The sequence below is a fragment of the Streptomyces sp. MNU89 genome, from assembly GCF_020982505.1.
In the GTDB taxonomy this organism is placed as follows: Bacteria; Actinomycetota; Actinomycetes; order Streptomycetales; family Streptomycetaceae; genus Streptomyces; species Streptomyces xinghaiensis.
In genome coordinates this window covers 5,090,781-5,113,966 of sequence record NZ_JAJKLL010000001.1, presented here as the reverse complement: position 1 = coordinate 5,113,966, position 23,186 = coordinate 5,090,781, and the positions used below count along the sequence as shown (strand labels likewise).

Sequence of the window (23,186 nt, the reverse complement as noted above, 5' to 3'; positions counted from 1 at the left end):
GTGGGGCCGGGGGTCCGTCCCTAGGGTCACCGGTATGTCTCTACGTCTCCGTATGCGCCAAGCCCTGCCGGAAGCGATGCGCGCCCGCGACAAGGCGGCGGTGAGCGCCCTGCGCGCGACACTGGCCGCGCTGGACAACGCCGAGGCGGTGCCCGTGGGCGAAGCCGGACTCCGCGGCGTGGCCCTGGAGCAGTCGCCGGCCGGAGCCGGTACCACCGAAGCGGCGCGGCAGGAGCTGAGCGAGCGCGATGTGGTGGACGTCGTGCGCACCGAGGCAGCAGAACGGCTGGACGCCGCAGCGCAGTTGACGGCACCCGCCCACGCCGACCGTGCCGCCCGGCTCCGCGCGGAGGCCGCCGTCCTGCTCCGGTTCCTCGACGGGCCCGGTACCGCCTAAGCCGTGTTCTGGGTAGCGGGTGAGTCCTGGGCGGAGAGTTCTTCGGCCAGTTCCATACAGCGCAGGCGGGCTGGGGAGAAGCCGTAGGGCATCTTGCCGGTGGCTTCGAACGCGCTCATGGAGTCAGCCTCCCGCCTGCCGGAGCTGGGGTCGGCCTCGCCCTCGCCGTCGCCGTCGTCGGCGGTGGCAGGGTGCAAAGTGTCCCAGGCGTCGAAGAGGTCATCGTCGTCCTTACCCAGGCCGGACTCCTCGATGACGGCCTGCAGGGCGCTTTCGAAGATGTGCCGCTCGACGGCCACTTGAGCCACCCGTGGATCATCGACGGCGACACTGTCATCGAGTGCCTCCTCGGCCTCATCGATGCGGTCGGAATCCTCCCGCAGCGTGGGATGCGTGGCCAGGACGACGAAGCGGGTGGCCTGGACGGCCGCGCCGAGCGGGCCGAAGATCCGCTCGGTGACCAGCAGACTGTCCAGGTCCGCCTGACGCAGGGAGCCCCCGGGCAGGCCCTTGAGGCGTTCGGTGACGAAGTCGGAGAGCAGGCCCATCCGGCTGCCTTCGGTGCGCATCCGCTGCACGGCGGTCCGCTGCCGCCGCAATTCCGCCTCCCGCTCGGCGAGGGTTTCCTCCAACCGCTCCAGGATGCCCGCGATACCTTCTCCACTGTCCGCACCGGCGGAAGCCGTGCCGGTGGTAAAGGCGTCACGGATGTCGTCCAGGGCGATCCCGGCATCGGCCATCCTGCGAATCCACAGCAGGCGGATCATGTCCTCGTACCCGTAGCGGCGGCGGTCATCGCCGCCCCGCTCAGGCTCGGGGAGCAGCCCGATCTCGTGGTAATGGCGAATCGCCCGTGGCGTGCTGCCGGCGAAGGCCGCCGCGTCACCGATCTTGACCCGGCGGGGTGGCACGAAAGACGAATGCATGAGCAGGGACCTTTCCTCAAGGCATCGGGACGTAAGTCCACCGGACCACATGCCGCTACGGAAGGTGCAACCCCCTACGCACCGCTCCGCCCGCCGGGCCCACACACCCCGACGCTGCCATCTCCGGAACAGTCCATACACCGTCTGCCACGGTCCGTACTCGAACGGCAGGTCCCGCCACGGAACTCCGGTCCGAACCCGCCACCGCACACCGTCTATCAGCCGCCGACAGCTAGGTTCTGTCTCTTTGGTCAGCGTCGGGCCCAGATGAGGATGCCCGCGAGGTGGAGTGCGGCCCGGTAGGCGATCGCCAGCTTGTCGGTTCGTGTAGCCAGGCCCCGCCACTGCTTGAGGCGATTGATGCACCCCTTGACGCTGTTCCCTCAGACCTAACGCAGGGGAGCCAACTGACGGTCGAGACCGGCGGAGTGGTCAGGGATTGCGCTTTTCCACCGCGACGTTGGTGACGCGATCGTCGGAGAAAGCACAGCTGGCCTGGCTGACGTCACGCCCCGGCGCCGCCCAAGGACCATAATGCGTCTGTGTGCTCCCAAAAACCGTCAGGCAAGTCACTTTGACACGGAAGGCACCGGTACCGGTCGTGCAGTACGCCTGGCCATACCATGAAAACGCCTGGGTCGAGCAGCCTTGCGGCCATGCCTGAGCGGCACCGGCGCCCGCCAGAAGAAGCCCGCTCGCCGCTGTGGCTGTTAGCGCGGCGCATGCCAGCAACCTACGCATCATCGTCCCCCTCATAGAGGGCGCCCTGCTGCCCGCATGGCATCGGTGCACCCACTGTGTCGCTCCCCTTTCCCTTCCCCTTCCCCAGACGGGAGGAGATTTACCGGCCGACACCGGACGCAAGCCCCTTCCAACGAAGGAGAGTTGGGCCTCAACCCCTCTCGGCCGTGATCGGCTTGTGCCCGGCAGACAGTGGAGCCCACCGAGACCGTCCACTCCGCGTCGCCATGAGTGGCGCAGGCGTTGTGCGTTCCCTGCCGCAACAGGCCGCTGTACCGGAAGGGCGGTGAAGCGGGATCAGCGCCAGGCCTCGATGAGATCCTCCGGGGTGAGGGCGGTGACGCCGGAGGCGGTGGAGCCGCTGCGGGTCACGGCGAGGAGCGGGGTGGTGGCCTCCGCGCCGGGGAGCTGGGAGCGGTGGGTGTGCAGGCGGGCGAGGTCGCGCTGGTCGAAGGGCTTGTTCTCGAGCCACTTGATCGAGCCGACCGCCGTGATCCTCTTGGCGATCGGCGAGCGGTCCGCGCCGACGATGTCGATCTCGGGGTCGTTGGTGCGGGTCCAGTAGCCGCCGATGGTCTGGGTGCCCGCGGGGAGGTGCTCGTCGATGAGGCGCCAGAGCGCTTCACGGACCACGGGTTCGACGGCGCGTCCGCGCCACGTCGTCCAGTGGGCGCGGATGGTGTCGAGGACGCGGTCACCGCGGCCGCGTTCCACGGTGGGGATCCCAGGACCGATGAAGGAGAGCCAGAAGCGGAGGTAGGGATCCTCGATGCGGTAACGGGTCTCGCGGCTGGGACGGGTGGACAGGGGGAGGTCGGCGGCCACCATGCGGCGGCCCGTGAGGAGTTGGAGGGAACGGGTCAGGGAGCTGGGGTGGAGGTCCCCCGCGGCGCGGCCGATGAGGGTGAACGTGCGCTCTCCGTGACCGATGGCGCCGAGCACGGTGCGGGCCTGGGCCTCGGTGGGGAACTCCGCGGCCAGGGTGCGTTCGCCGCTGACCAGGAGGGCCGAGGTGGGGTGGCGGAGGGCGGTGTCCAGGTACTCCCACAAGTCCGCGCCACGCGGCCACTCCTCCAGGATGAGCGGCAGTCCGCCGCTGATCAGGTAGGCGTCGAACGCGTCGGCCGCCGGAAGGTCGAGCATGGCGGCGACATCGGCGGGGCTGAGCGGCGGGACGACCATCTCCGTGCCGCGCTGGTAGAAGGGGCGGCCATAGGTGTTGAGCTTCTCCATCATCGCGAGGTCGGACCCCACGAGGATCAGCAGAACGGGGAGCCTGGAGAGGGTCCGGTCGAAGGCTTTCTGGAGGGCGCCTTCGAAGCTGGGGTCCTCGCCGACCAGGTAGGGCATTTCGTCCAGGACGACGACGCTGGGCGAGTCCGAGGGCAGCGCGGTCGCCAGCATGCTCAAGGCGGCGTCCCAGGACTGAGGGGTACCGAAGCCGCTGAAGCGGGTGGCGTCCGGAAGGCTGGACGCCGCGAGTTCGGCTCCGAAGCCGGCCAGGTCCTCTTCTTTCGAGCCTCCGACGGCCGTGAAGAAGAGGTGGGGCAGCCGGGAGCGCTCGATGAACTCCTCCACCAGCCGGGACTTGCCGACGCGGCGGCGGCCGCGAACGAGGAGCGCCCGGCCCGGGCGTCCTGTGCGGCTCCCGGACCGCACCTTCTCCATGAGGTCGTCGAGGTGGGCCAGCTCGCTGCGCCGTCCGATGAATCCGTCCACTGCCGACTGGTTCCTTCCGCGCCGGGGATACTCGCATCGATGATACTTCCATCGATGCGAGTATCCCCGGCGCGGCGCGGCGCGGGATCGGGAGAGCCGCCGGCGCGGCGGCGCGGCAGCCCGGCGCGGGGACGGCACCGCCAAAGGGGTCCGCGCTCGCCCGGCGGGCGGGTGCCGGGCGAGCGCGGTGGGGCGGGGAGGACCCCCTCAGGTCCTTCCCGCGCCCGGTTCCGGCGGCCGGCCGAGGCGCGGTCCCTCCCGCCCCGGCCGTCCTGTCCGTCCCGGTCAGCGGCGCTCGCGGAGGCTCTCCGGCGGGCCCAGGTAGCTGGGCTCCAGGCCGCCGGTGTCGACCACCAGCTTCTGCACGACCACGGTCGGGTCCACCATCCACAGCTTGAGCAGGTGCCGGCCCGGCCTGGCGATGGTGTGGCGGGTGACGGTGAGGTTGATGTTGTCCGAGGTGTTCCGCGCCCACTGGCGGTTCATGCGGGTGTCGTCGGAGCCGGTGGCGGCGATGATGTCCACCGTCTGCGGGGTGTCGTCGTCGAACGAGACCGCGTAGCGCAGGCCCTCGGTCGGCAGGACGTTGTTCCGCGGGGACAGATACGCCAGCACCTCCACCTCGCCCGCCGTGACGAGCGTCAGCTCGTACTGCAGGTGCGGGCCCCGGCCGCCGGGCTTCCGGCTGGGCGCGGTCACGGGGAACGGGGTGACGCCGGAGCCCGTGCGGCCGATGCCGGGCACGACCTCCCAGCGGACGCCGTAGGCGCCGACGGCCCGGGTGAAGTGCGCGGCCTCCAGGGAGACATAGCCGCTCGCCTCGATGAAGCCCCGGAGGGCGCGGCGCGGCAGCCGGGGGTTCTCGACGACCGCGCGGACCTCCACGGAGGTGCCGCCCGGCCCGGTGATGGTGATCGGCACCTCGGTGGTGCCCTTGGGGGCGCGCGACCAGTCCACGCGCACCGTCGCCCGCACCTGCTTCTCGACCCGGCCCCGGCCCTTCTCGACGCGGACCCACGGCACGGACGGCTCGATGAGGTAGCCGAAGGGCCGTGAGCCGCGGTTGAAGACCTCGATGTACTGGTCGGGGCGGGTCTGGTACGGACTGAAGGCGGGGAGGACCGCCGGTTCCTCCGCGTGCGGCCACCAGGCGTCGGAGCCGTCGATGCCGACGCCCATCTCGGCCCGGTCCGGCAGCTCGATCCGCTTGACCTTGGGGAACACCTCGTCGGGCAGGGCGACGTGGTTCGGGGTCTGCGGCTGCTGCCAGCCGGCGTCGGGGCCGTAGCGCTCCTTGTCCCCGTAGCCGATCTTGGGCTGGGTCTGGAAACCCTTCCACTTCCCGCCCGCCAGGCGGTTGTTGTAGTAGTCCGACATGGCCTGGTCCTCGGCGAACCGGGCGTCGGTGGTGTCGGCGAGGTCGTTGGTGAGGGCGCGGCCCTGGCCGGCGTAGTGGATGTTGGTGAACTCGGCCAGGCGGAGCGCGTAGAGGTTGGCGGTGGCCTTCACCTGGTAGTACACGAGCTGGTAGTAGGCGTCCTGCCAGGCGCGGGGGATCCTGCGGCGGATGCGCCCGGCCTCCTCGGCCAGTTCCCGCCACTCCTCGGTGACGCGCTCCAGCTCCCGGTAGTGGTTGAGCCGGAAGGGGCTGGCCTGGTCGTCGTAGACGACGGCGTCGGAGTCGGTGGCCGGGTCCTTCGCCGGGTCGAGGGTGATGCGGCGGTTGAGAAGTTCGGGCTTGCGGCGGGCCTGGAGGCGGCCGTAGGTGTTCAGCACCTCCGCGATGGCCTCGGCCTGCCCGTGGCCGAAGTTCTCCTCGGCGTACGCGCGTTCCCATTCGTCCAGGCGGTCGAGCGGCCAGCGCTCCGGGTCCCAGGCGTAGTCGAGGAAGAACTGCAGGGGCAGTTCCTCGGCCTTCATGTCGCCGACGTTGACCACCCAGAGCCGGTCCACACCGTAGGAGTGGGAGAGGTGGAGCTGCTCCCAGGTGTTCGCCAGGTTGATGGTGTCGACCCACTTGTAGTTGCGGCCGTCGCCCACGTAGTCGAAGTGGTAGTAGATGCCGTAGCCGCCCTTGCGGGCGGGCAGCGACTGGTCGGGCAGCTTGCGCATGTTGCCCCAGTTGTCGTCGCAGAAGACGACGGTGACGTCCTCGGGCGGGCGCAGGCCCTTGTCCCAGTAGCGCTGGACCTCCTTGTAGAGGGTCTGCACCTGCGGGACCTCGGTGAGCTTCTCCTCGCCGAAGAAGTCGGTGAGGATCTCCCGCTGGCTGGCGATGATCGACTCCATCAGGTCGATGCCGTCGCCGTCGGGCAGGCTGACGTCGCCGTTGCCGCGCATGCCGAGGGTGACGACGCCCTCGAAGTCCTGGTCGACCATGCGGCGGATGCCGTCGGCCCAGTACTTCTTGAGGGCCTCGCCGTTGCGGCGGAAGCTCCACTCGCCGGTGCCGCCGTACGGGTCCTCGCCCGGCTCGGTGATGTTCCCGTTCTCGTCGCGCTTGGCGGCGGTGGCGTGGCGGTTCCACTCCTCGATGCCGCGCATCATCGGCGCCTCGTGGGAGGTGCCCATGACGACGCCGTAGCGCTTGGCGGTGGCGTGGTTCTCCGGGTCGTCCTCGGCGAACGCGCGGCCCCAGACGGCGGGCCAGAGGTAGTTGGCCTTCAGCCGCAGCATGACCTCGAACACCTTGGCGAAGAAGGCGCTGTTGAAGCCGTTGGGGAAGCCCGGGGCCTTGCCGGGGCCGAAGAACTCCGGCGCCCAGGTGCCGAGGGCCGGATTCTCGTCGTTGATGAAGAAGCCGCGGTACTTCACGGCGGGGGTGCCCTGGCTGTGGCGGCCGGGCAGCACGTACAGCCCGTCCCGGCGGCGCGGCGGCACGTCGTCCCACCAGTGCCAGGGGGAGACGCCGATCTGGCGGGAGGTCTCGTAGGCACCGTAGATGGTGCCGCGCTGGTCGCTGCCCGCGATGACGAAGGCCCGGTCGACGCCCGGCATCGGGTGGCGCACCACTTGCTGGAGGGAGGTCTCCCACTTGCCCTCGATCCCGCGCACGTCCAGCTTGCCCGCCTCGATCAGGCCGTCGATCAGCGGGCTGCGGCCGATGGTGCCGACGATGACGAGGTCGCGGTGCGGAGACTCCGCAGCCTTCGCGGACCGGGCGCCGTCGGTGACGGCGGGCTTCACACCGGTGACGCGCTCGATGTCGGCCCGGAGGTCGTCCACGACGCGGACCACCCCGGGGTGGTCGTCCGGACTGACCGCGATCGGGGCGGCCTTGCCGCGGGCGACGAGCGGGAAGGCGTCCCGGCGTGCGTCGAAGGCGATGAAGCGGCCCCGGCCGGTCTTCCCCGGCGTCACCCGGCCGAAGGCGGAGCCCCGTTCGGCCGCCGCCGCGGCGGGGGCGACGACGGGGGCCACGGCGGCGGTGGCGGCGGTCGCCACGGCGGCGGCCAGCAGGGTGCGCCGGCTCGGACGGCTCGGCTGCGCGGGGTCCGGAGAAGTTCCGAAGGATCTCATGAGCGCGATCTCCGCAACGGTGGTGGAGGAGGTGGTGCCGCGAAAGTTATCGGAGATGTTCCGGAACAACAATGGATCGGACAGCCTGGTCATGACGCGCCCTCAGAACCACACGCCACAGTCGCCTTACGGCGCAAGGGTCGGGCGTCCGGCCGTTACCGGATGCACACTGAAAGCTTTCGGCGCGGGCACGCGGCGGGGCGGGCGGGCCGGACCGGGCACGGGGCAGGTACGGGGCGGGACCGCCGCCCGCCACCTCTCGCGTGCCGGGCCGACGGGGCCTCTTCCGCCCCGCCCGGCCCTGTGCCCGCCCGCCCCGGACCCGGCGCTCAGGCCCCGCCGTCGGAGAGGGGGCCGAGTGCCGCGGGCAGCTCCGAGCGCCGCCGGATGCCCAACTTGCGGTAGGCGCTGGTCAGATGCGTCTCCACGGTCCGCCGGGCCAGGTGCAGCAGCTCGCAGATCTCCGCGTTCGTCCGTCCCTCGGCGGCGAGTCCGGCGATCCGCCGCTCGCTCTCCGTCAGCGCGGCCACCCCGCTGTGGACCCGCGTCACCCGCGCCCCGCTGTCCACCAGCGACCGTTCGGCCGCCGCCACCATCCGCCGGGCACCCAGCTCCCCGGCCAGACCCGCCGCCTCGCGCAGCACCGTACGGGCCCGGCCGCGCTCCCCGGCGGCGGTCAGCCGTTCGCCCAGCGCGATGAGCGCGAGCACCAGTTCGCGTTCCACGCCCTCGGGGGCGGTGCGCAGCACGGCCACGGCCCGCTGGCTCAGCTCCGTGCCGCGGCGGCCACCGGTGACGGTGCCCAGCACCCGCAGCGCCCGTCCCACGGTCCGGGAGGTACCCCAGACGAGGGCCAGCCGGTACTCCTCCTCGGCGAGTTCCAGCGCCTCGGCCGTCCGGCCCAGCCGCCGCAGGCACTCGGCCGCGCCGGACCGCCAGGGGGTGACGACCGGGCTCAGCACCTCGCGGTCCGTCTGCCGCCGGCCGCACTCCCGGAAGTCCGCGAGCGCGGAGGAGTAGTCGCCGTCCGCGGCCCGCAGCTCGCCCCGGGCGTGGAGGAAGCGGTTCCACTCCCAGGAGTCACGCGGGCCGCACGCGGCGATGCGGTCGGCCAGCCGCCACGCCTCGTCCCGGCGTCCGGTCTCCAGCAGCGCCAGGACGGCCTGGGAGAGGATGTTGACCGAACCCTGCAGGGCGGAGGCGTCGGCCGGGCCACCGGGCCGGGGGTTCTCCAGAACCGCCCGGACGGCGGGGTCGGCCAGCAGTTCGCCGTACCGGCCGCGGGCCGCGGCGGCGTCCGCGCGGGTGTCCGCCAGGGCGTGCAGGGCCGGGTTGAGCGCCACCGGCCGGTACGCGGAGAGCCCTTCCCCGATGATGCGGTCGACCTCCTCGTACCGTTCGGCCCACTGGAGGACGGCCGCGACGGTGGCCAGGACGTACGGCGCCAGGGCGGGGTCGGCGGGGATGCTCGACAGCACGCAGAGACGTTCCACCGCCTCCTTGGCGGAGATCAGCCCGGCGGTCGCCTCATAGCGGACCAGCAGGGCCCGTTCGGCCTGGTCGAGCCGGTCCGGCGAGTGGGCGGCGACATGGCGCAGCCCGGCCATCACCCGCAGCCAGCTCGCCCGGTCGTACGCGGAGAGCAGCGCGCCCGCGGCCTGTGCGGCCCGGGCCTGGGCGGAGCGGTCGGGCAGTTCCTCGCAGAGGTTGCGCAGGATCTCCAGGGCCGCCTGCACGTCGCCGCCGCGGGCCAGGGCGGTGCCGAGGGCGACGGTGGTGCGGAGCCGTCCGGAGCCCGTGGGCTGCCGCAGCGGCACGGCCTCGGCCAGGTGCCGTACGCCGACGGGGCGCCCGGCGTCGGCCTCCAGGCAGCCGAGTTCGGTCAGCACCTGCCCGCGGCGCTCGCGCGACAGGGGCTCGTCCAGGGCGCGGCGCAGGAAGTCGCCGGCGTGCCGGGTCCGGCCCTCGCGCACCGCGGTGGCCGCCGCCTCCAGCAGCGCGTTGACCGCCCACTCCGCGCCGACCGCCGGCACGGACAGCAGCCGGCGGGCCACCGCACCGGCGGACTCACCGCGCTGGTACAGGAGTTCGGCCGCCGCGCGGTGGATCTCCTGCCGGCGCCGGTGCGGCCAGCCGTCGAGGACCGCGTCGCGCAGCAGCGGGTGCGCGACGCGGGGCGGGGCGCCGGGCCCGGCGCGGACGACGAGTCCGGAGCTCGCCATGGCGTCGATCCAGCGCCCGGTCCGGCCGGGATCGGTCCCGGCGACGTCCGCCAGCAGCGCGGTGTCACCGGTGGTGTCCAGTTCGGCGAGGGTGCGGGCCAGTTCGGCGGTGGCCGGGCCGGCGCTCTCCAGCGCCCAGGCGATCATGGTGGTGTAGTGGCTGGAGTACAGCCGCGCCCCGGTGTCCGGGAAGACTCCCGCGCCGCCGGTGACCGCCGTCAGCCGCGCCAGGTCGGTCAGCAGGGCGTGGAGGAACAGCGGCACGCCGCCGGTCGCGCGCAGGCAGCCGTCGATCCAGCCGGGCGGGAGCCCCGCGCCCAGCCGCTCGCGGACCAGCTCGGCGGCGGCGCGGAAGCTCAGCGGGGCGAGCGTGTGGAAGCTGAACAGCGTGGACGGCAGGGTGCGCAGCAGGCACGGCGGTGGCGGGTCCAGGTCGTACTGGGAGCGCTCGGTGAGGACCAGCAGGACGGGTAAGCGGTCGAGCAGCCGGGCGGCCCGGACGAACCAGCCGCGCGAGGACGGGTCGGCCAGGTGCACGTCGTCCACGACGAGCAGCAGCGGTCCCGCGGCCGCGTGGGAGCGCAGCAGCCGCCAGAGCCGGGCGGCCCGTCCGGTCCCGTGCAGGGAGTGGTCCTCCCCGGTTCCCGGCTCGTCCCACGCGTGCCGGTCGGGGGCGGGGGGCCGCAGCTCCACGTCCAGGAGTTCGGCCACGGCGGCGAACTCGGCGCGTGAGTCCTCCGGGGAGCAGCGGGCCCGCAGCACGCGCATGCCCCGCCGCGACTCCCGGGCGGCGACCGCCTCCAGCAGTGCGCTCCGGCCGGTGCCGGTGGCTCCGCACACCAGGACGATACGGCCGGTGCCGGCCCGGGCGCGGGCGGCGTCGGCGGACACCCGGTCCAGCACATCACGGCGTTCGTGCAAGCCGGCGAGATCGCATGGCTCCGCGGTCACGCCCGTCATCGTGCTCCCGTTCATGGGGACCTCTCCGGTGTCTGCGTCACACCCCGGCGGAACGTGGCTCCGCGGCGGGGCCGGTCGGCGGAATCACGCTCTCCGCGTCGCATGAAGAGATGCCGGGAGCGCTCCCATGGTTGAGTCCGTGGTCTTCTCGTGGTTGACCACGATTGCAGGGGGACACCTCCGCGGGGAAACCTGTGCTCGGTGGCGTCGGACACAAATCCCGTCACAGAATGAACTTTTGTCGCCAATATCCCGTCAATGACGGTATGAGACGTGCGGCAAGCGGTCCCTCGGACAGTGGTGCCGGCGCCGTCGCCGCCGTCCGGCCGCCGAGCAGCAGCAGACGGAACCGGTGACCCGGAGTTCCGGAAGTGGGGGAAGACGTGCGTACGACGTTCAAGGGCACGACGACGGTCGAACGGATACCCGTGGTCATCCACGCCTCCGACCCGATCACCAGAGCCGGCGCCGTCAGCCAGCTCCGGCAGCGCCCCGAGGTCGAACTCGTGGGCGAGACACGGGGCTCGGAGACCCGCGCCAACGGTGCCCGCGCCGGGGAGGCGCGCCCCGGTGAGACGCGGGACGGTGTCCGCACCGTCGCCGTGGTGCTCGCGGACCGGCTGGACGAGACCACGATGCTGCGGCTGCGGAGACTCGTGCGGACCGACGGCCTGAACGCCGTCCTGGTCACGGGTGTCATCCGGGAGGCCGAACTGCTCCAGGTCATCGAGTGCGGCGTCGGCGCCATCCTCTGGCGCCACGAGGCCACCGACCAGCGGCTGCTGCAGGCCGTGGTGGCCGCGGCCCGCGGCGAGGGCGATCTGCCGTCCGATCTGCTGGGCCGGCTGATCAACCAGGTCGGACGGCTCCAGCGGAACGCCGCGCAGCAGCCCGGCGGCAGCCCCGCCGGACTCGCGCCGCGCGAGATCGACATCCTCCGGCTGGTCTCCGAGGGCATGGACACCCGGGAGATCGCCGGAAAGTTGTCCTATTCCGAGCGCACCGTGAAGAACGTGCTGCACGGACTGACCACCCGGCTCCAGCTCCGCAACCGGGCGCACGCCGTCGCCTACGCGCTGCGCGAGGGGTACATCTGATCCCTTGCACGCCTCGTACGCCGTCCACGCCGTGCACGAGCCGTCGTGAGCTCTCCCGGCCGGGCGGCGGGGACACGGTGCCGGCGGTCCCGCGCCCGCCGGCCGTCCGGGCGGCGGCGCGGTCCGAACGGGCAGCCGGGACTGCCCCCGCGCCGTCCCCCCGGCACGGGACGGACGGGCCCCGGCGGCGGCAGGATGGCGCGGGGGACCGTACGGCAGCGCGGGACAGCGGAACGGGAAGGGCCGGACAGCACGGTGATTCATGAGGTCGACCACGTTCTGAAGGGCCTCCTGCGCGGTGGTGTGTTCTCCGGTACGGATGTGGAGGTCTCCTTCGAGGCCCCGAGCCGCGACTGGGCCGCGCGCCGCAACACCCCGACGATCAACGCCTATCTGTACGACATCCGCGAGGACACCGAGCGGCGGCAGCGCGGCGCGGTCTCCGTGAAGGATGCCCGGGGCATCGTACTGAAGCGCCGTCAGCCACCCCGCTGGTTCCGGCTGTCGTATCTGGTCACCGCCTGGACCAAGCGGCCGGAGGACGAACACCGGCTGCTCTCCGCCGTCATGGCCACGCTGCTCCCGCACGAGGTGCTGACGCCCTCGGAGCTGACGGGCGCCCTGGCGGAGCTCGGGCTCTCCGTGCCGATCACCATCGGGGTGCCGCCGGCCGAGTCGCGCTCCCTCGCCGACATCTGGTCGGCGCTGGGCGGTGAGCTGAAGCCGTCGCTGGACGTGGTGGTCACCGCTCCCTTCCCGGCCGTGCCGGAGTACGCGGCCGGACCGCCGGTCACCGAGGGCGCGGGGGTCCGGGTGCGCGGGCTGGACGGCACCCTGGACGGCTCGCCCGAACGGCACCACCGCCCGCGCCACCTGCGGCAGTTGGCCGGGGGTGCCGGTGCCTCCGGACCCGGGTCCGGAGGCGGGCCCGGAACACCGTCCGGTGACCGCGGGGCCGCCGGGACGGCGGACCGCCGCAAGGGCGGAGCACGGCCCCGGTGACAGCCTTTCCCCATCTCACGGATCACATGAACCCCGCAGACCCCGCATACCCTCCGGACCCGGCGGACCCCGCGGACCGCACCGGCCGCGCAGCCCACGCGGGTCGGGCGGACGGCACGGACCACACCGGCCTCCGGGACGGCCGGGTGCCCGGCCCCGCCGCGGCCCTGACCGCCCGGCTCACACGCCTGCGCGAGGACGCCGCGGCCCTGGTGGAGCTGCGCAGCGCCGGCGACCCGACCGCGGACGACCCGCTGCGCGGCCTGTACCTCTCCCCCGACGCGATACGGCACGCGCTCCGCACGGCCGACGGCACACCCCCGACCGGCGAGGACGGCGGCACCGGCGCCGACGCGCACGATGACGTCGGCGGTGAACTCGGCGGTGACCTCGGCGGTGGTGAACAGCCGCCCGGCGCCCCCGCGCACCCGGGCGACCGGCTGCCACGGCTGGCGGCCCGCTTCGGCCTCGCCCTGCTGGACGTACGCATCCTGCTGGCCGCGCTCGCCCCCGATGTCGACCGGACCTTCGAACCCCTCTACGGCTATCTCAACGACGACGTCGGCAGGCGCCGCGCCACCACCGGACTGGTGCTCGACCTGTGCGGCCTGCCCGCGGACTCGGCCGCCGCCCGGGCCCGGCTCCATCCGTCCGCACCCCTGCGCGCGAGCGGACTGCTCCTCGTCGAGGAGGGCGAACGCCCGTTCCTCTCCCGCTCGTTGCGCGTCCCCGACCGGGTCACCGCCCATCTGCTCGGCGACGACACCCCGGACGCGGCCCTCGCCGGACACGCCCGGCTGCTGCCGGCTGCGGACGCGGCCGGGACCGGTACGGGCGCACGGGGCGGCGCCGGGGGACCCGATCCCTTCACGGACCGGCTCGCCGCCCGGCTGGCCGCGGGCCCCCTGCTGGTGCATCTGCGCGAGCACCGTCCCGGCGACGGGCTCTCCTGCGCTCTCGCCGCGCTGCGGGCGGCGGGCCGGGAAGCGCTGCTGCTCACCCCGCTCCCGGCCGGTGGGACGGCGCACGCGGACGGCCACGACCACACGGAGCCCGCCGCGGCCCACCCGCCCGCGCACTCCGCCCATCCCCGCCGCTCACCGCGCTGCTGCGCGAGGCCCGGCTGCGCGACTGCGCGGTCGTCGTGTCCCCGCTGCCGGACGGCGAGGCGGCGGCCCCGCTGGTCCGGGGGCTCTCCGTGGGCGACGTACCGGTGCTGCTCACGGGGGCACAGCCGTACGACCCGCAGTGGTCCGGGGAGCACACCGCGCCGCTCGCCCTCGACGCCCCCCGGCGGACGGCCGGTGCCGCCGCCGTCTGGGCCGAGGCACTGGGCCTGGACGAGAGCGCGGGCGACGGCGGCACGGACCACGACGGCGGCGCGAGCCGCGGCAGCCACAGCGGCGGCACGGGCAACGGAGGTGACGGCAGTGACGGCGGGCTCGATCTGGCCCGGGTCACCGCCGCCTACCGGCTCGGCGACGAGCAGATCCGGCGCGCCGCCGGGGCCGCGCACGGCCTGGCCGCGTTCGACGGCACCCCGCTCACCGCCGCCCATCTCCGGCTGGCCGCGCGCCAGCAGTCCGCCTCCGGTCTGGAGCGGCACGCCCGCCGCATCCGGCCCGCCGTGGACTGGGACGATCTCGTCCTCCCCGAGACTCCGCTGGAACAACTGCGCGAGCTGGCCCTGCGGTCCCGGTTCCGGGACCGGGTGCTGGGCGAGTGGCGGCTGAGCGCGGGCGGCGGCCGGGGGCGCGGAGTGCTGGGCCTGTTCGCGGGCGAGTCCGGCACCGGCAAGACCCTGTCGGCCGAGGTCGTGGCCGCCGAACTGGGTCTCGACCTCTATGTCGTCCAGCTCTCCTCCGTCGTCGACAAGTACGTCGGCGAGACCGAGAAGAACCTCGAACGCATCTTCACCGAGGCCGACCGCACGGACGCGGTGCTGCTCTTCGACGAGGCCGACGCCGTGTTCGGCAAGCGCTCCGAGGTGAAGGACTCGCACGACCGCTACGCCAACATGGAGAGCGCCTATCTCCTCCAGCGGCTGGAGTCCTTCGACGGCATCGCGCTGCTGACCACCAATCTCCGGGCCAACATCGACGAGGCGTTCACCCGCCGGCTCGACCTGGTGATCGACTTTCCGTTCCCGGACGCGGAGCAGCGCCTCTCGCTGTGGCACAACAGCCTGTCGGCCGTGCCCTGCGAGGAGGGTCTCGACGCGAGGCCCTGCGCAGAGGAGTTCGAGCTGTCGGGTGGCGCGATCCGCAGCGCCGTGGTCACGGCGGCGTACGCGGCGGCGGCCCGGGCGGGGCGGTGGGCCCGGAGGACCTGCTGGCCGGGGCGCGGCGCGAGTACCGCAAGGCGGGGCGGCTGGTGCCGTCGGCCGGCAGGGGCTGGTGACCGGCCGGGCACGCAGCCGCGGCGGGTGACCCTTCCGGGCCGGGACCGCGTCCCGCCATGGCGCGGGCCGCCCACGGGCCGGCTACGGGAGAACGGCTGACCGGGGGAACGCCCGTCCGGGAGGACGGCCGGCCCGGAGGGAGGCCGGCCGCCCGGTCCCGGTGGTTCAGGCCGGCAGCCGTCCGTTGAACTTCCAGAGCTGGTTGGTCGCGCCGTTGCAGGGCCACAGCACCGCGACGCTGCCGTCGGCCTTCTGGTGGTCGAAGATGTCGACGCACTTGCCGGAGTCCACGGCGCGCAGGTGCCGCTGCTCGTTCATCTCGAACTGCTGGGCGGGCTGCCCGTTGCAGTTGGCGATCTGGATGTCGGTGAAGTCGTCGTGCTTGCCCCAGGCCACGTCCATGCACATCCCCTGGGAGCGGAACGTGCCGTCGCTCTCGGCCTTCCAGGTCTGCCCCGCGGAGCCCTCCCGGCAGGTCTCGATGACGAGCTGGGTGCCGTCCAGGCCGTCGGTGCTGCTCAGACACTTGCCAGAGTCGTCGCTGACGAAGGTGCCGGTGTCGGACGGTTCCTTCTTCTTCGCGGGCGCCTTCTCCTCGGACTCGGAACCACCGCCACCACCGCCGTCGCCACCGTCCTCTTCCGCCGGGGGCTTCTCGGGCTGCTTCGGCTCCTCCTGCTCCGGGGGCGCCGACTCCGAAGGGCCGGCCGACGCCGAAGGGCTCGCGGACGGCGGTGCGAGTTCCTGGGGCTTCTCCTCGGCGGCCGCGGCCTTCTCGGTGGCGAGGGTCGTGACCTGCGGGCCGCGGGCGAACCAGATGATCGCGAAGGCGATGCCCAGCGCGAACAGCAGACCGAAGGTGGCCATCACCCAGTGCGGGAAGACGCTGCGCTGGACGTAGGTGCCCTCGACGTTCAGCGGCTCGGTGCCCGAACGCTGGAGGGCCAGGGCGTAGGGACGGATCTCCTTCCGCCCGAACCAGGTGACCTCCTTCGGCCGCACACTCGACTTGACCCAGGCGGCGCGGCCGGGCTCGATCTGCAGACTGCTCGGGTGGATGTCGAAGCCGAGCTGGTCGCTGGGGTCGCCGCCGGTGACCGACGCGGTCAGCCGGGTGTTGCCCAGGTTGTCCACCGCGAGGACGGGGCGTCCGCGGAAGCGTCCCTTGGTGACGGGCGGCACCAGTTCGGCCCGCACCTCCGTGAACGGGGTGATGGTGAGGTTGCCCTCCACCACCGTGGCCGCCTCCGGATGCTCCGTCGGCACGATCTGCACGCCGTACGGATTGGGTCCGGCGGTCGCGTCGGGCGACCGCGGCGGCGAGAACCGCAGCTCGACCGTCCCCGTCTGCCCCGGATACACCTTCAGGGCGGCCGGGTCGGCGCGCACCCACAGGGCCGGGTCGCCCACCGGGACGACGCGGTACTCGTCCACCACGTCGCCGGTGTTCCGGATCCGCAGCCGCACCATCGTGGTGCCGCCCGGGTCAACGGTCGTTGAAGCCGGCTCAAGAGAAGTCCACATACTCACGCGCCCGACGCTAGCCATCCCCGCCGGAGCCGGTCACCAGGAGACGAGGCAGGACCGATGCCCCAACGGGCGCCGCGCGGCTGCCTCTTCGGCACGGCGCGGGCCCGTGGCCGGGAGGGGGACGGCCCGGCCGGCGCCCCGGGCGCACGGCGGGCGGGCGGAGGGTTGTACGGAAGGGCCGGGGACACTGCCCTCGGACAGGGCCTGCCGGACAGCCTCTCCTCCGCCCGGAGGGGGCATGACTTGACTGTCCGGGCCGAGGTGTAACGGGCGACCCGCGGGCGTGCACCGGTCCGTCCGCCGGTCTCCGCGTCCCGCCCTCCGCGCGGCGGCCCGTCCCGTACCCGCGACGGAGGCGGCACCGGCGCGGCACCACCGGCCGGGTAGCGACCCCGGCGGGGTACCGCGGCGGCGGGCCGCCCGGTTGGCGTGCGCCCCCTGCCCGTACGGGCAGTCGCCGTGCCCCCGGCCGGGTACCCGTGACCGTTTCCGCCGGGGGCGGGCTCGGTGAGGCTGGGCGGCGTCACATCGCGTACTCCGAGGAGAGCCCAGCATGCCGTCGTATCTGTCACCGGGCGTCTACGTGGAGGAGGTGGCCAGTGGCTCTCGTCCCATTGAGGGGGTGGGCACCTCCGTGGCGGCCTTCGTCGGCCTCGCCCCGGAAGGGCCGCTCAACGAACCGACACTGGTGACCAACTGGACGCAGTACGTGGCGGCCTTCGGTGACTTCACCGACGGGTACTACCTCGCCCACTCCGTCTACGGCTTCTTCAACAACGGCGGCAGCGCCGCCTATGTCGTCCGCGTCGGCGGAGTGCCCGGCGGGGAGTCCGGGACGGGGGGCGCGGGCGGCACCCGTAACGGGAGCGGGAGGGACGCGGCCGGCGACGGCCCGGCGGCCCTGCCCGCCGGTGAGCCGCGCCAACTCGGCAAGTTCAAGGTGGCCGCGATCGCTCCCGGTGAGAGCGGCGCCGGGCTGAGCGTCGAGGTCGCCGACCCGGAGGGCGAGGGGCCCGCCGAGCGTTTCCGGCTGATCGTCAAGGACGGCGACCGGGCCGTCGAGACCTTCGACGTCACGGCGAACAAGAAGAGCGGCCGCACCTACGTCGTCAGCCAGGTGCGGGAGCGGTCCCGGCTGATCACCGTGGAGGAGGCCGCGCCCGCCGCGCAGCTGGCGCGTCCCGAGAACCAGACGGTGGCGCTGCCCCCGGCCGGCGCCGTGGCGACCCGGGGAGCCGGCCGCGGCGGTGTGGCTCCGGCGGGCAACGGCCAGGCCGGACCGGGCGAGTACCTCGGTGACTCCGCCGACCGCACCGGCTTCGGCGGTCTGGAGGCCGTGGACGAGATCTCCATGGTCGCCGTCCCCGACCTGATGGCGGCCTACCAGCGCGGCGCCATCGACCTGGAGGCGGTCAAGGCCGTCCAGCTCGGGCTCATCGCGCACTGCGAACTGATGGGCGACCGCGTCGCCGTCATCGACCCGCCGCCGGGGCTCAACGCCCGCGAGGTCCGGGTCTGGCGCCAGGAGACGGCCGGCTACGACTCCAAGTACGCGGCGCTCTACTACCCCTGGATCAAGGTCTTCGACCCGTCCTCCGGCCAGCCGCGGCTCGTTCCGCCGAGCGGCCATGTGGCGGGCATCTGGGCCCGCAACGACTCCGAGCGCGGCGTGCACAAGGCGCCCGCCAACGAGGTGGTGCGCGGCGCCGTCGACCTGGAGCTGCAGATCACCCGCGGCGAGCAGGACCTGCTGAACCCCGTCGGCGTCAACTGCATCCGGGCCTTCCCCGGCCGCGGCATCCGCGTCTGGGGCGCCCGCACCCTCTCCTCCGACCCGGCCTGGCGCTACCTCAACGTCCGCCGGTACTTCAACTACCTGGAGGAGTCGATCCTGATCGGCACCCAGTGGGTGGTGTTCGAGCCCAACGACCACGCGCTGTGGGCCCGGATCCGGCGGAACGTCTCGGCGTTCCTCGTCAACGAGTGGCGCAGCGGCGCCCTGTTCGGCGCCCGGCCGGAGGACGCGTACTACGTCAAGTGCGACGAGGAGACCAACCCCTCGGAGTCGGTGGACCTCGGGCGGGTCATCTGCGAGATCGGCGTCTCACCGGTGAAGCCGGCCGAGTTCGTGATCTTCCGGCTGGCGCAGTTCTCCGACGGCGGCGGCCAGCTGGACGAGTGACCGCGTCCACCGCCGGGACGGCGTGCGCCGACGGTACCGCCGTCTGTCAGCCGCCGGCCGCCGGCCGCTCTCCGTCAGTCAACAGCCATCAGCCGTCATGCCTCCCGGGCCACCGGGGAGTTCACGGGCAGTCCGCCGCGTCGCGTACCGGCGGAACGAGTAGAAGGACCACAGCTCCATGAGTCTGCAGCCAGGTGACGCCCTCACCTCACACAATTTCGGCATCCAGATCGACGGCGTCATGGTCGAGTTCCTCCAGGAGGTCAGCGGTCTGACCCGGGAGCAGGACGTCATCGAGTACATGCAGGTGTCCGACCAGGGCAAGCCGGTGACGAAGAAGATGCCGGGCGTCGCCAAGGCGGGCGAGGTCACGGTCGTGCGCGGCGCGACCCAGTCGTCCGTCTTCAGCGAGTGGATCGACACCTCCATGGCGGGCACGATGAACTCGGCCCGCAAGAACGCCACGATCGTGGTGATGGACTACGAGAACAACCCGGTCAAGCGGTACAACCTGCGCCAGGCGTGGGCCCGCAAGGTGGACACCAGCACGGTCAAGGCCGGCGAGGCATCCGCGCTCACCGAGACCGTGACCATCACCTACGAAGAACTGGTCATGGACTGATGCGCCGTTCCGTCAGCGGGCTGGCCGCGCCCTCCGCTCCCGACGCGCTGAGCAGCGAGGAACGGGCGGCCATCGGCACCGGCCCGGCCCCGCCACCCGCGCGGCAGCAGCGGCGTCAGCTGCAGACCGAGTTCGAGTTCGAACTGCCGCGCGGCTATGTGGACGACGCGGGCGCGGTGCACCGGCACGGCGTGATGCGGCTGGCGACCGCCCGCGACGAGCTGGTCCCGCTGCGGGACGTGCGGGTCCAGGAGAACCCGGCCTATCTGTCGGTGGTGCTGCTCAGCCGGGTCATCACCCGGCTGGGCACGCTGCCGGCGGTGCACGACGGGATCGTGGAGCAGCTGTTCGCCTCCGACCTGGCCTTTCTGCAGGACTTCTACCGCCAGGTCAACGCCGAGGGGCACACCCGCGCCGGGGTGACCTGCCCGCACTGCGAGCAGCCGTTCGAGGTCGAGCTCGGCGGGAGCCGCCTGGGGGAATCGTGACGTACGCGACCGACCGTATCCATGAGGAGGTCGCGTACATCGCCTATCACTTCCACTGGACGCTGGACGACATTCTGGATCTGGAGCACGGCGACCGGCGGGCCTACGGCCGGCGGATCGCGGAACTCGTCACGCGCGCCGGCGCGGAGGGGTGAGGGGGAACCGTGGGAATCCTGGACCGGCTGCGGGGACGCGGTGCCGGCGGTCCCGGTGACCGCGCGGGCGCCGGAGCCGACGCGGGCACCGGGTCCGGCGCGGGTGCACCGTCGTCCGCCCCGGCGCCGTCCGCCGCGCCGTCTTCTCCCGCCGGGTCGTCCTCGCTGCCGGCTTCCGCGGGTCCGGCGGCGGCTTCGGCTTCCGGGGTGCCGGGAGGGGGACCCGACACGGCTTCCGGCACCCCGGGACACGGGGCCGCGGCCCCGGCCGGTCATCCGGGCGGTGGAACGCACCACCCGGGTGACCGGTCCGCGCTGCCGCCGATCCAGCGGACGACCGCCCACGGCGGGCCGGTGGCGTCCACGGACTTCGGCCGCGCCCTGCGGACCTGGCAGAACCCCTCCTTCTCCGGACCGGGTCTCTCGCACGCCGTCCTCGACGACGCTCCGACGGGGATCATCCACGGCCTGCTCAGCAGCCGCGGGCCGGACGGCTCCGCCCCGGCCGCGCCGGCTGTCTCCACCGGGCCGGTCGCACCGGCCGCCGCGGCCGCCCAGGGCCCGCCCGGTGGGGCCGCAGCACCGCGTACGGACGGCACGGTGGCACCCGCTCCCGAGCGGGCCGTTCAGCGCGCCGTGGCGGCGGCACGGCCCACCGGGCCCGCCGTGGCCCCGGTCCGTACGTCCTCCGGCACGGACCGGCCCCGGGCCGCGCTGACGACCGCCGCACGCGGTGCCGCCACCCAGGCCGGCGGCCTGCGCACGCTGCCCGTCGCCGCCCGGTCCGCATCCGCGTCCGCGTCGGCGTCCGTGGGGGAGGCCGGGCAGCGGGGGCCGAACAGCCCGGCGAAGGGCGGGACTCCGGCTTCTTCCTCGCCTTCTTCGACTTCTTCGACTTTCTCGCCTTCCGCTGCTTCGTCCTTCCCGTCCGCCGCCCCGGTGACCGATCACCGCTCCCGCGGGGATGGGGCGGCCCCGGCGCCCTCCCGGCCCTCCCGCTTCTCCGACACCTGCCGAGCAGCGGCCGTCCTCCGGGCCGCCGCCCGCCCGCCGCTCCGGCGAGGCCGCGCGCGGACGGCCGCTGCTCGGCGCCCCGGTGCCGGGTCCGCCATCCGGCGCCGTGCCGCTGACCGGCCCCTCGACCGGTGACGGCTCCCCGGTACAGCGTGCCGCCGCTCCGAACTCCCCTGCTACACGGCCCGGTTCCACGACGGGACCGGTCCGGGGCGGCAACGGCCCGGCCGCCACGGACCCGGCCGGACAGCGCTCCGGCCCGGCCGGCGGTACGGGCCCGGCGGCCACTACCGCGCCTGCCACCGGTTCCTCCCCCGCGGCGGGTGGCGGGTCCGGTGCGAGCCCGGGATCGGGTTCGGGATCGGGATCCGGTTCGGGGTCGGGTAGCGCACCGGCCGTGCCCGCCCCGCCGCGGCGGGCTCCGGTCCCGCCTCGCCCTCCTCGGCCCGCCCCGCGCCCGCCGTCCGCACGACGCCTCCTCCGGTCCGGCCGCTGGCCACGGCCCGGCCGCTCCGGCTCGCCGGGGCGGCCCGGCCGGGCCGCCCGCCGTCCAGCGCTCCGCCACGGCACCGGCCGTCCGGATGCGCCGCCTCGACCCCGCGCCCGCGTACCGGACTTCACGGGACCGGTCCCCGGCCGACCGGGCCCCCGGCCCCGCCGAACCGGCCGCGACCACGACAACCGGCGCCCCGCATCAGGGCGTTGGGCCGGACCTGCCGGTCCAACGCTCGGCCGCGCCGTCCCCGGTCCCCGGGGCCTCCGTTCCCGCTCCGGCGGCTGAGGGGGCCCGGCCCCGGGCCGGGGACACCGGCGACGGCACCGCCCCGGTACCGGACTCCCCCGGCCGCCGGGGGAGCCGAGGCGTCGGCGCACGGCTCCGCGAGGCCCTCGGCCGGCGCGACGGCGCGGCGGCCGGTGTGCCGGGGTCCCCGGCACCGGCTCCGTCCCGGACCTCCGGCGCCGCGCCGCGAACGGCCACGGCCGTGCAGCGGCGTGCCCGCGCCCACACGTCTCCGCCGTCCGGGACCGCCACGGAGCGGCCGGGCGGTGCGGACCGCGGTGACACGGAACGGGCCTCGCGGTCCGCTTCCGCCGCCCCGGCCGCCGTACCCGGCCACCGGGCGCCCTCGGAGCGGGCCGGCGACCCCGGCCCCGGTCGCGTCCCGCCGCCGCCCCTGGCGCGCGGGGCGCGACCGCCCTCGGAGCAGCGGACGGGTCCGGCGCCGCAGCCGCCCCCGGGACGCCTCTTGGGGCGGGACACTCCCGCGCGGGCGACCGGGCCGCCCGGTCCGCACAGCCCGGCAGCGGCCCGTTCACCGCGCGTACGCCCGCGCCGACGGGGGCGGCGGACACGGGACGCGTGGAGGCGGGGTCCGCGACCGTCCAGCGGTCCGCCACCGCGCCCGGCTCCGGGCGGTCCGGCGCTCCGGGGAGCGGGCAGCGGCCCGGTTCCCCCGGTGCTCCCGGTGCTCCCGGTGCCAAGGCGGGCGATGGCCCCGTCCGTCCGGTCGCAGGGCGGAAGTCCCGGGGAGAGGCCTCACAGGGCGCGGCTCCCTCGAACTCCGTTTCGCCGAACGCTCTTTCGGCAGGACCGTCGACCGCTGCCGGGCGGCGGGCGGGTGACTCCGCCGCTCCGGCCGCCGGACAGGCACCGATGCCGGTGCAGCGCGCGGCCGTCGCCGGACCCACCCCTCGTCCGTTCGCCCCGGGAGGAACGCCTGTGCCCGCACCGGGCACGGACGCGGCCCCCGCACCCGCACCCGCACCCGCACCCGCTGACGGTTCGCCGTCACCCGGCGGGGCACCTACCCCGCTCACCGCTCCGGCCGTCCCCGCGAGCGCACCGGGACCGGAGGCGCTCCCCGTCCAGCGGCTGATCTCCGCCCCGGACGCGAACGGGGCGTCCCGGGGCCCCGGCGGCGCACCGTCGCCGGGTCCGGCCACGCCCCTCGCGGCCCCCGCCCGCGCCGCGGGCAGCCCGGTCCCCGGGCACACCCGGCGGGCCGGGCGACCGGAGCGGTGCCACACCGACGTCCGGGGAACCCCCGTCCAGCGGCTGTCCGCCGCTCCGGACGCACCGAGCACACCGGGGTCCGCCCCGTCCGCCTCCGCGATACCCGCCGCCACCGCCCCCGTGCAGCGGCTGGTCACCCCGTCCTCCCGGCCGGACGCGGCCGGCGCCGCGACGCCCGTGGCCGGCCTCGGCGGGCC

Annotated in this window: 12 protein-coding genes and 3 pseudogenes; 8 read left to right on the top strand and 7 right to left on the bottom strand. The window is 74.2% G+C overall.

The genetic code is table 11. The features are described from left to right. Nucleotides 1-76 precede the first annotated feature (76 nt). Nucleotides 77-397: a GatB/YqeY domain-containing protein gene (locus tag E4N63_RS21835; RefSeq protein ID WP_230242590.1), complete on the top strand. Its 321-nt coding sequence runs from the start codon at nucleotides 77-79 to the stop codon at nucleotides 395-397. Here the strand turns inward: E4N63_RS21835 and E4N63_RS21830 are convergent. The 6 genes and pseudogenes from E4N63_RS21830 to E4N63_RS21805 all read right to left on the bottom strand — a co-directional run bounded on the left by E4N63_RS21830 (nucleotide 394) and on the right by E4N63_RS21805 (nucleotide 10,484). Continuing rightward, nucleotides 394-1,323, bottom strand: a complete 930-nt coding sequence (locus E4N63_RS21830) for a MerR family transcriptional regulator (RefSeq protein ID WP_230242589.1) — start codon at nucleotides 1,321-1,323, stop codon at nucleotides 394-396. The genes E4N63_RS21835 and E4N63_RS21830 overlap by 4 nt on opposite strands. A 105-nt stretch (nucleotides 1,324-1,428) precedes the next feature. After that, nucleotides 1,429-1,578 (bottom strand): annotated as a pseudogene (locus E4N63_RS30710) (transposase); the annotation flags it as partial. Then, a pseudogene (locus E4N63_RS21820) lies at nucleotides 1,575-1,703 on the bottom strand (IS5/IS1182 family transposase); the annotation flags it as partial. The pseudogenes E4N63_RS30710 and E4N63_RS21820, both read right to left, overlap by 4 nt. A gap of 658 nt (nucleotides 1,704-2,361) precedes the next feature. Beyond that, complete coding sequence (locus E4N63_RS21815; protein WP_230241515.1) at nucleotides 2,362-3,783, bottom strand: ATP-binding protein; 1,422 nt, start codon at nucleotides 3,781-3,783, stop codon at nucleotides 2,362-2,364. 285 nt (nucleotides 3,784-4,068) lie between these two features. Next, nucleotides 4,069-7,302 carry a glycosyl hydrolase 115 family protein gene (locus E4N63_RS21810; RefSeq protein ID WP_230241514.1) on the bottom strand — a complete coding sequence of 1,078 codons (3,234 nt, stop codon included), beginning with the start codon at nucleotides 7,300-7,302 and terminating at the stop codon, nucleotides 4,069-4,071. Nucleotides 7,303-7,631: 329 nt separating this feature from the next. Then, complete coding sequence (locus E4N63_RS21805) at nucleotides 7,632-10,484, bottom strand: AAA family ATPase (protein WP_230242588.1); 2,853 nt, start codon at nucleotides 10,482-10,484, stop codon at nucleotides 7,632-7,634. Between the two features lie 383 nt (nucleotides 10,485-10,867). Here E4N63_RS21805 and E4N63_RS21800 point away from each other — a divergent pair, with 383 nt between their 5' ends. The 3 genes and pseudogenes from E4N63_RS21800 to E4N63_RS21790 all read left to right on the top strand — a co-directional run bounded on the left by E4N63_RS21800 (nucleotide 10,868) and on the right by E4N63_RS21790 (nucleotide 14,983). Further along, a complete protein-coding gene (locus tag E4N63_RS21800; RefSeq protein ID WP_230241513.1) occupies nucleotides 10,868-11,581 on the top strand; it encodes a response regulator transcription factor in 714 nt (237 codons plus the stop codon). Nucleotides 11,582-11,836: 255 nt separating this feature from the next. Continuing rightward, entirely contained in the window at nucleotides 11,837-12,583 is a 747-nt protein-coding gene (locus tag E4N63_RS21795) for a DUF4255 domain-containing protein (RefSeq protein WP_125626701.1), read from the top strand. Between the two features lie 26 nt (nucleotides 12,584-12,609). Continuing rightward, a pseudogene (locus E4N63_RS21790) lies at nucleotides 12,610-14,983 on the top strand (ATP-binding protein). A gap of 166 nt (nucleotides 14,984-15,149) precedes the next feature. Here the strand turns inward: E4N63_RS21790 and E4N63_RS21785 are convergent. Further along, nucleotides 15,150-16,508 (bottom strand): ricin-type beta-trefoil lectin domain protein, encoded by a 1,359-nt coding sequence (locus tag E4N63_RS21785; protein WP_268271515.1) that lies wholly within the window; start codon nucleotides 16,506-16,508, stop codon nucleotides 15,150-15,152. Nucleotides 16,509-17,067: 559 nt separating this feature from the next. Between E4N63_RS21785 and E4N63_RS21780 the strand changes: the two genes are divergently transcribed. The 4 genes from E4N63_RS21780 to E4N63_RS21765 all read left to right on the top strand — a co-directional run bounded on the left by E4N63_RS21780 (nucleotide 17,068) and on the right by E4N63_RS21765 (nucleotide 19,961). Continuing rightward, the gene (locus tag E4N63_RS21780; protein ID WP_125625120.1) at nucleotides 17,068-18,696 is read left to right on the top strand and encodes a phage tail sheath subtilisin-like domain-containing protein; all 1,629 of its coding nucleotides are present in this window, start codon (nucleotides 17,068-17,070) and stop codon (nucleotides 18,694-18,696) included. A gap of 178 nt (nucleotides 18,697-18,874) precedes the next feature. Then, the gene (locus E4N63_RS21775; protein ID WP_043472998.1) at nucleotides 18,875-19,318 is read left to right on the top strand and encodes a phage tail protein; all 444 of its coding nucleotides are present in this window, start codon (nucleotides 18,875-18,877) and stop codon (nucleotides 19,316-19,318) included. Further along, nucleotides 19,318-19,806, top strand: a complete 489-nt coding sequence (locus E4N63_RS21770) for a hypothetical protein (RefSeq protein WP_043473001.1) — start codon at nucleotides 19,318-19,320, stop codon at nucleotides 19,804-19,806. Before E4N63_RS21775 ends, E4N63_RS21770 begins: the two co-directional genes overlap by 1 nt. Beyond that, a complete protein-coding gene (locus E4N63_RS21765) occupies nucleotides 19,803-19,961 on the top strand; it encodes a DUF6760 family protein (protein WP_230241511.1) in 159 nt (52 codons plus the stop codon). The genes E4N63_RS21770 and E4N63_RS21765 overlap by 4 nt, the downstream gene beginning before the upstream one ends. Nucleotides 19,962-23,186 lie beyond the last annotated feature (3,225 nt).

Excerpts from the sequence above, each read along its gene's own strand:
- E4N63_RS21835 (WP_230242590.1), top strand. The coding sequence starts at position 77 with ATGCGCGCCCGCGACAAGGCGGCGGTGAGCGCCCTGCGCGCGACACTG.
- E4N63_RS21830 (WP_230242589.1), bottom strand. The coding sequence starts at position 1,323 with ATGCATTCGTCTTTCGTGCCACCCCGCCGGGTCAAGATCGGTGACGCG.
- E4N63_RS21810 (WP_230241514.1), bottom strand. The coding sequence starts at position 7,302 with ATGAGATCCTTCGGAACTTCTCCGGACCCCGCGCAGCCGAGCCGTCCG.
- E4N63_RS21805 (WP_230242588.1), bottom strand. The coding sequence starts at position 10,484 with ATGACGGGCGTGACCGCGGAGCCATGCGATCTCGCCGGCTTGCACGAA.
- E4N63_RS21785 (WP_268271515.1), bottom strand. The coding sequence starts at position 16,508 with ATGTGGACTTCTCTTGAGCCGGCTTCAACGACCGTTGACCCGGGCGGC.
- E4N63_RS21780 (WP_125625120.1), top strand. The coding sequence starts at position 17,068 with ATGCCGTCGTATCTGTCACCGGGCGTCTACGTGGAGGAGGTGGCCAGT.
- E4N63_RS21775 (WP_043472998.1), top strand. The coding sequence starts at position 18,875 with ATGAGTCTGCAGCCAGGTGACGCCCTCACCTCACACAATTTCGGCATC.
- E4N63_RS21770 (WP_043473001.1), top strand. The coding sequence starts at position 19,318 with ATGCGCCGTTCCGTCAGCGGGCTGGCCGCGCCCTCCGCTCCCGACGCG.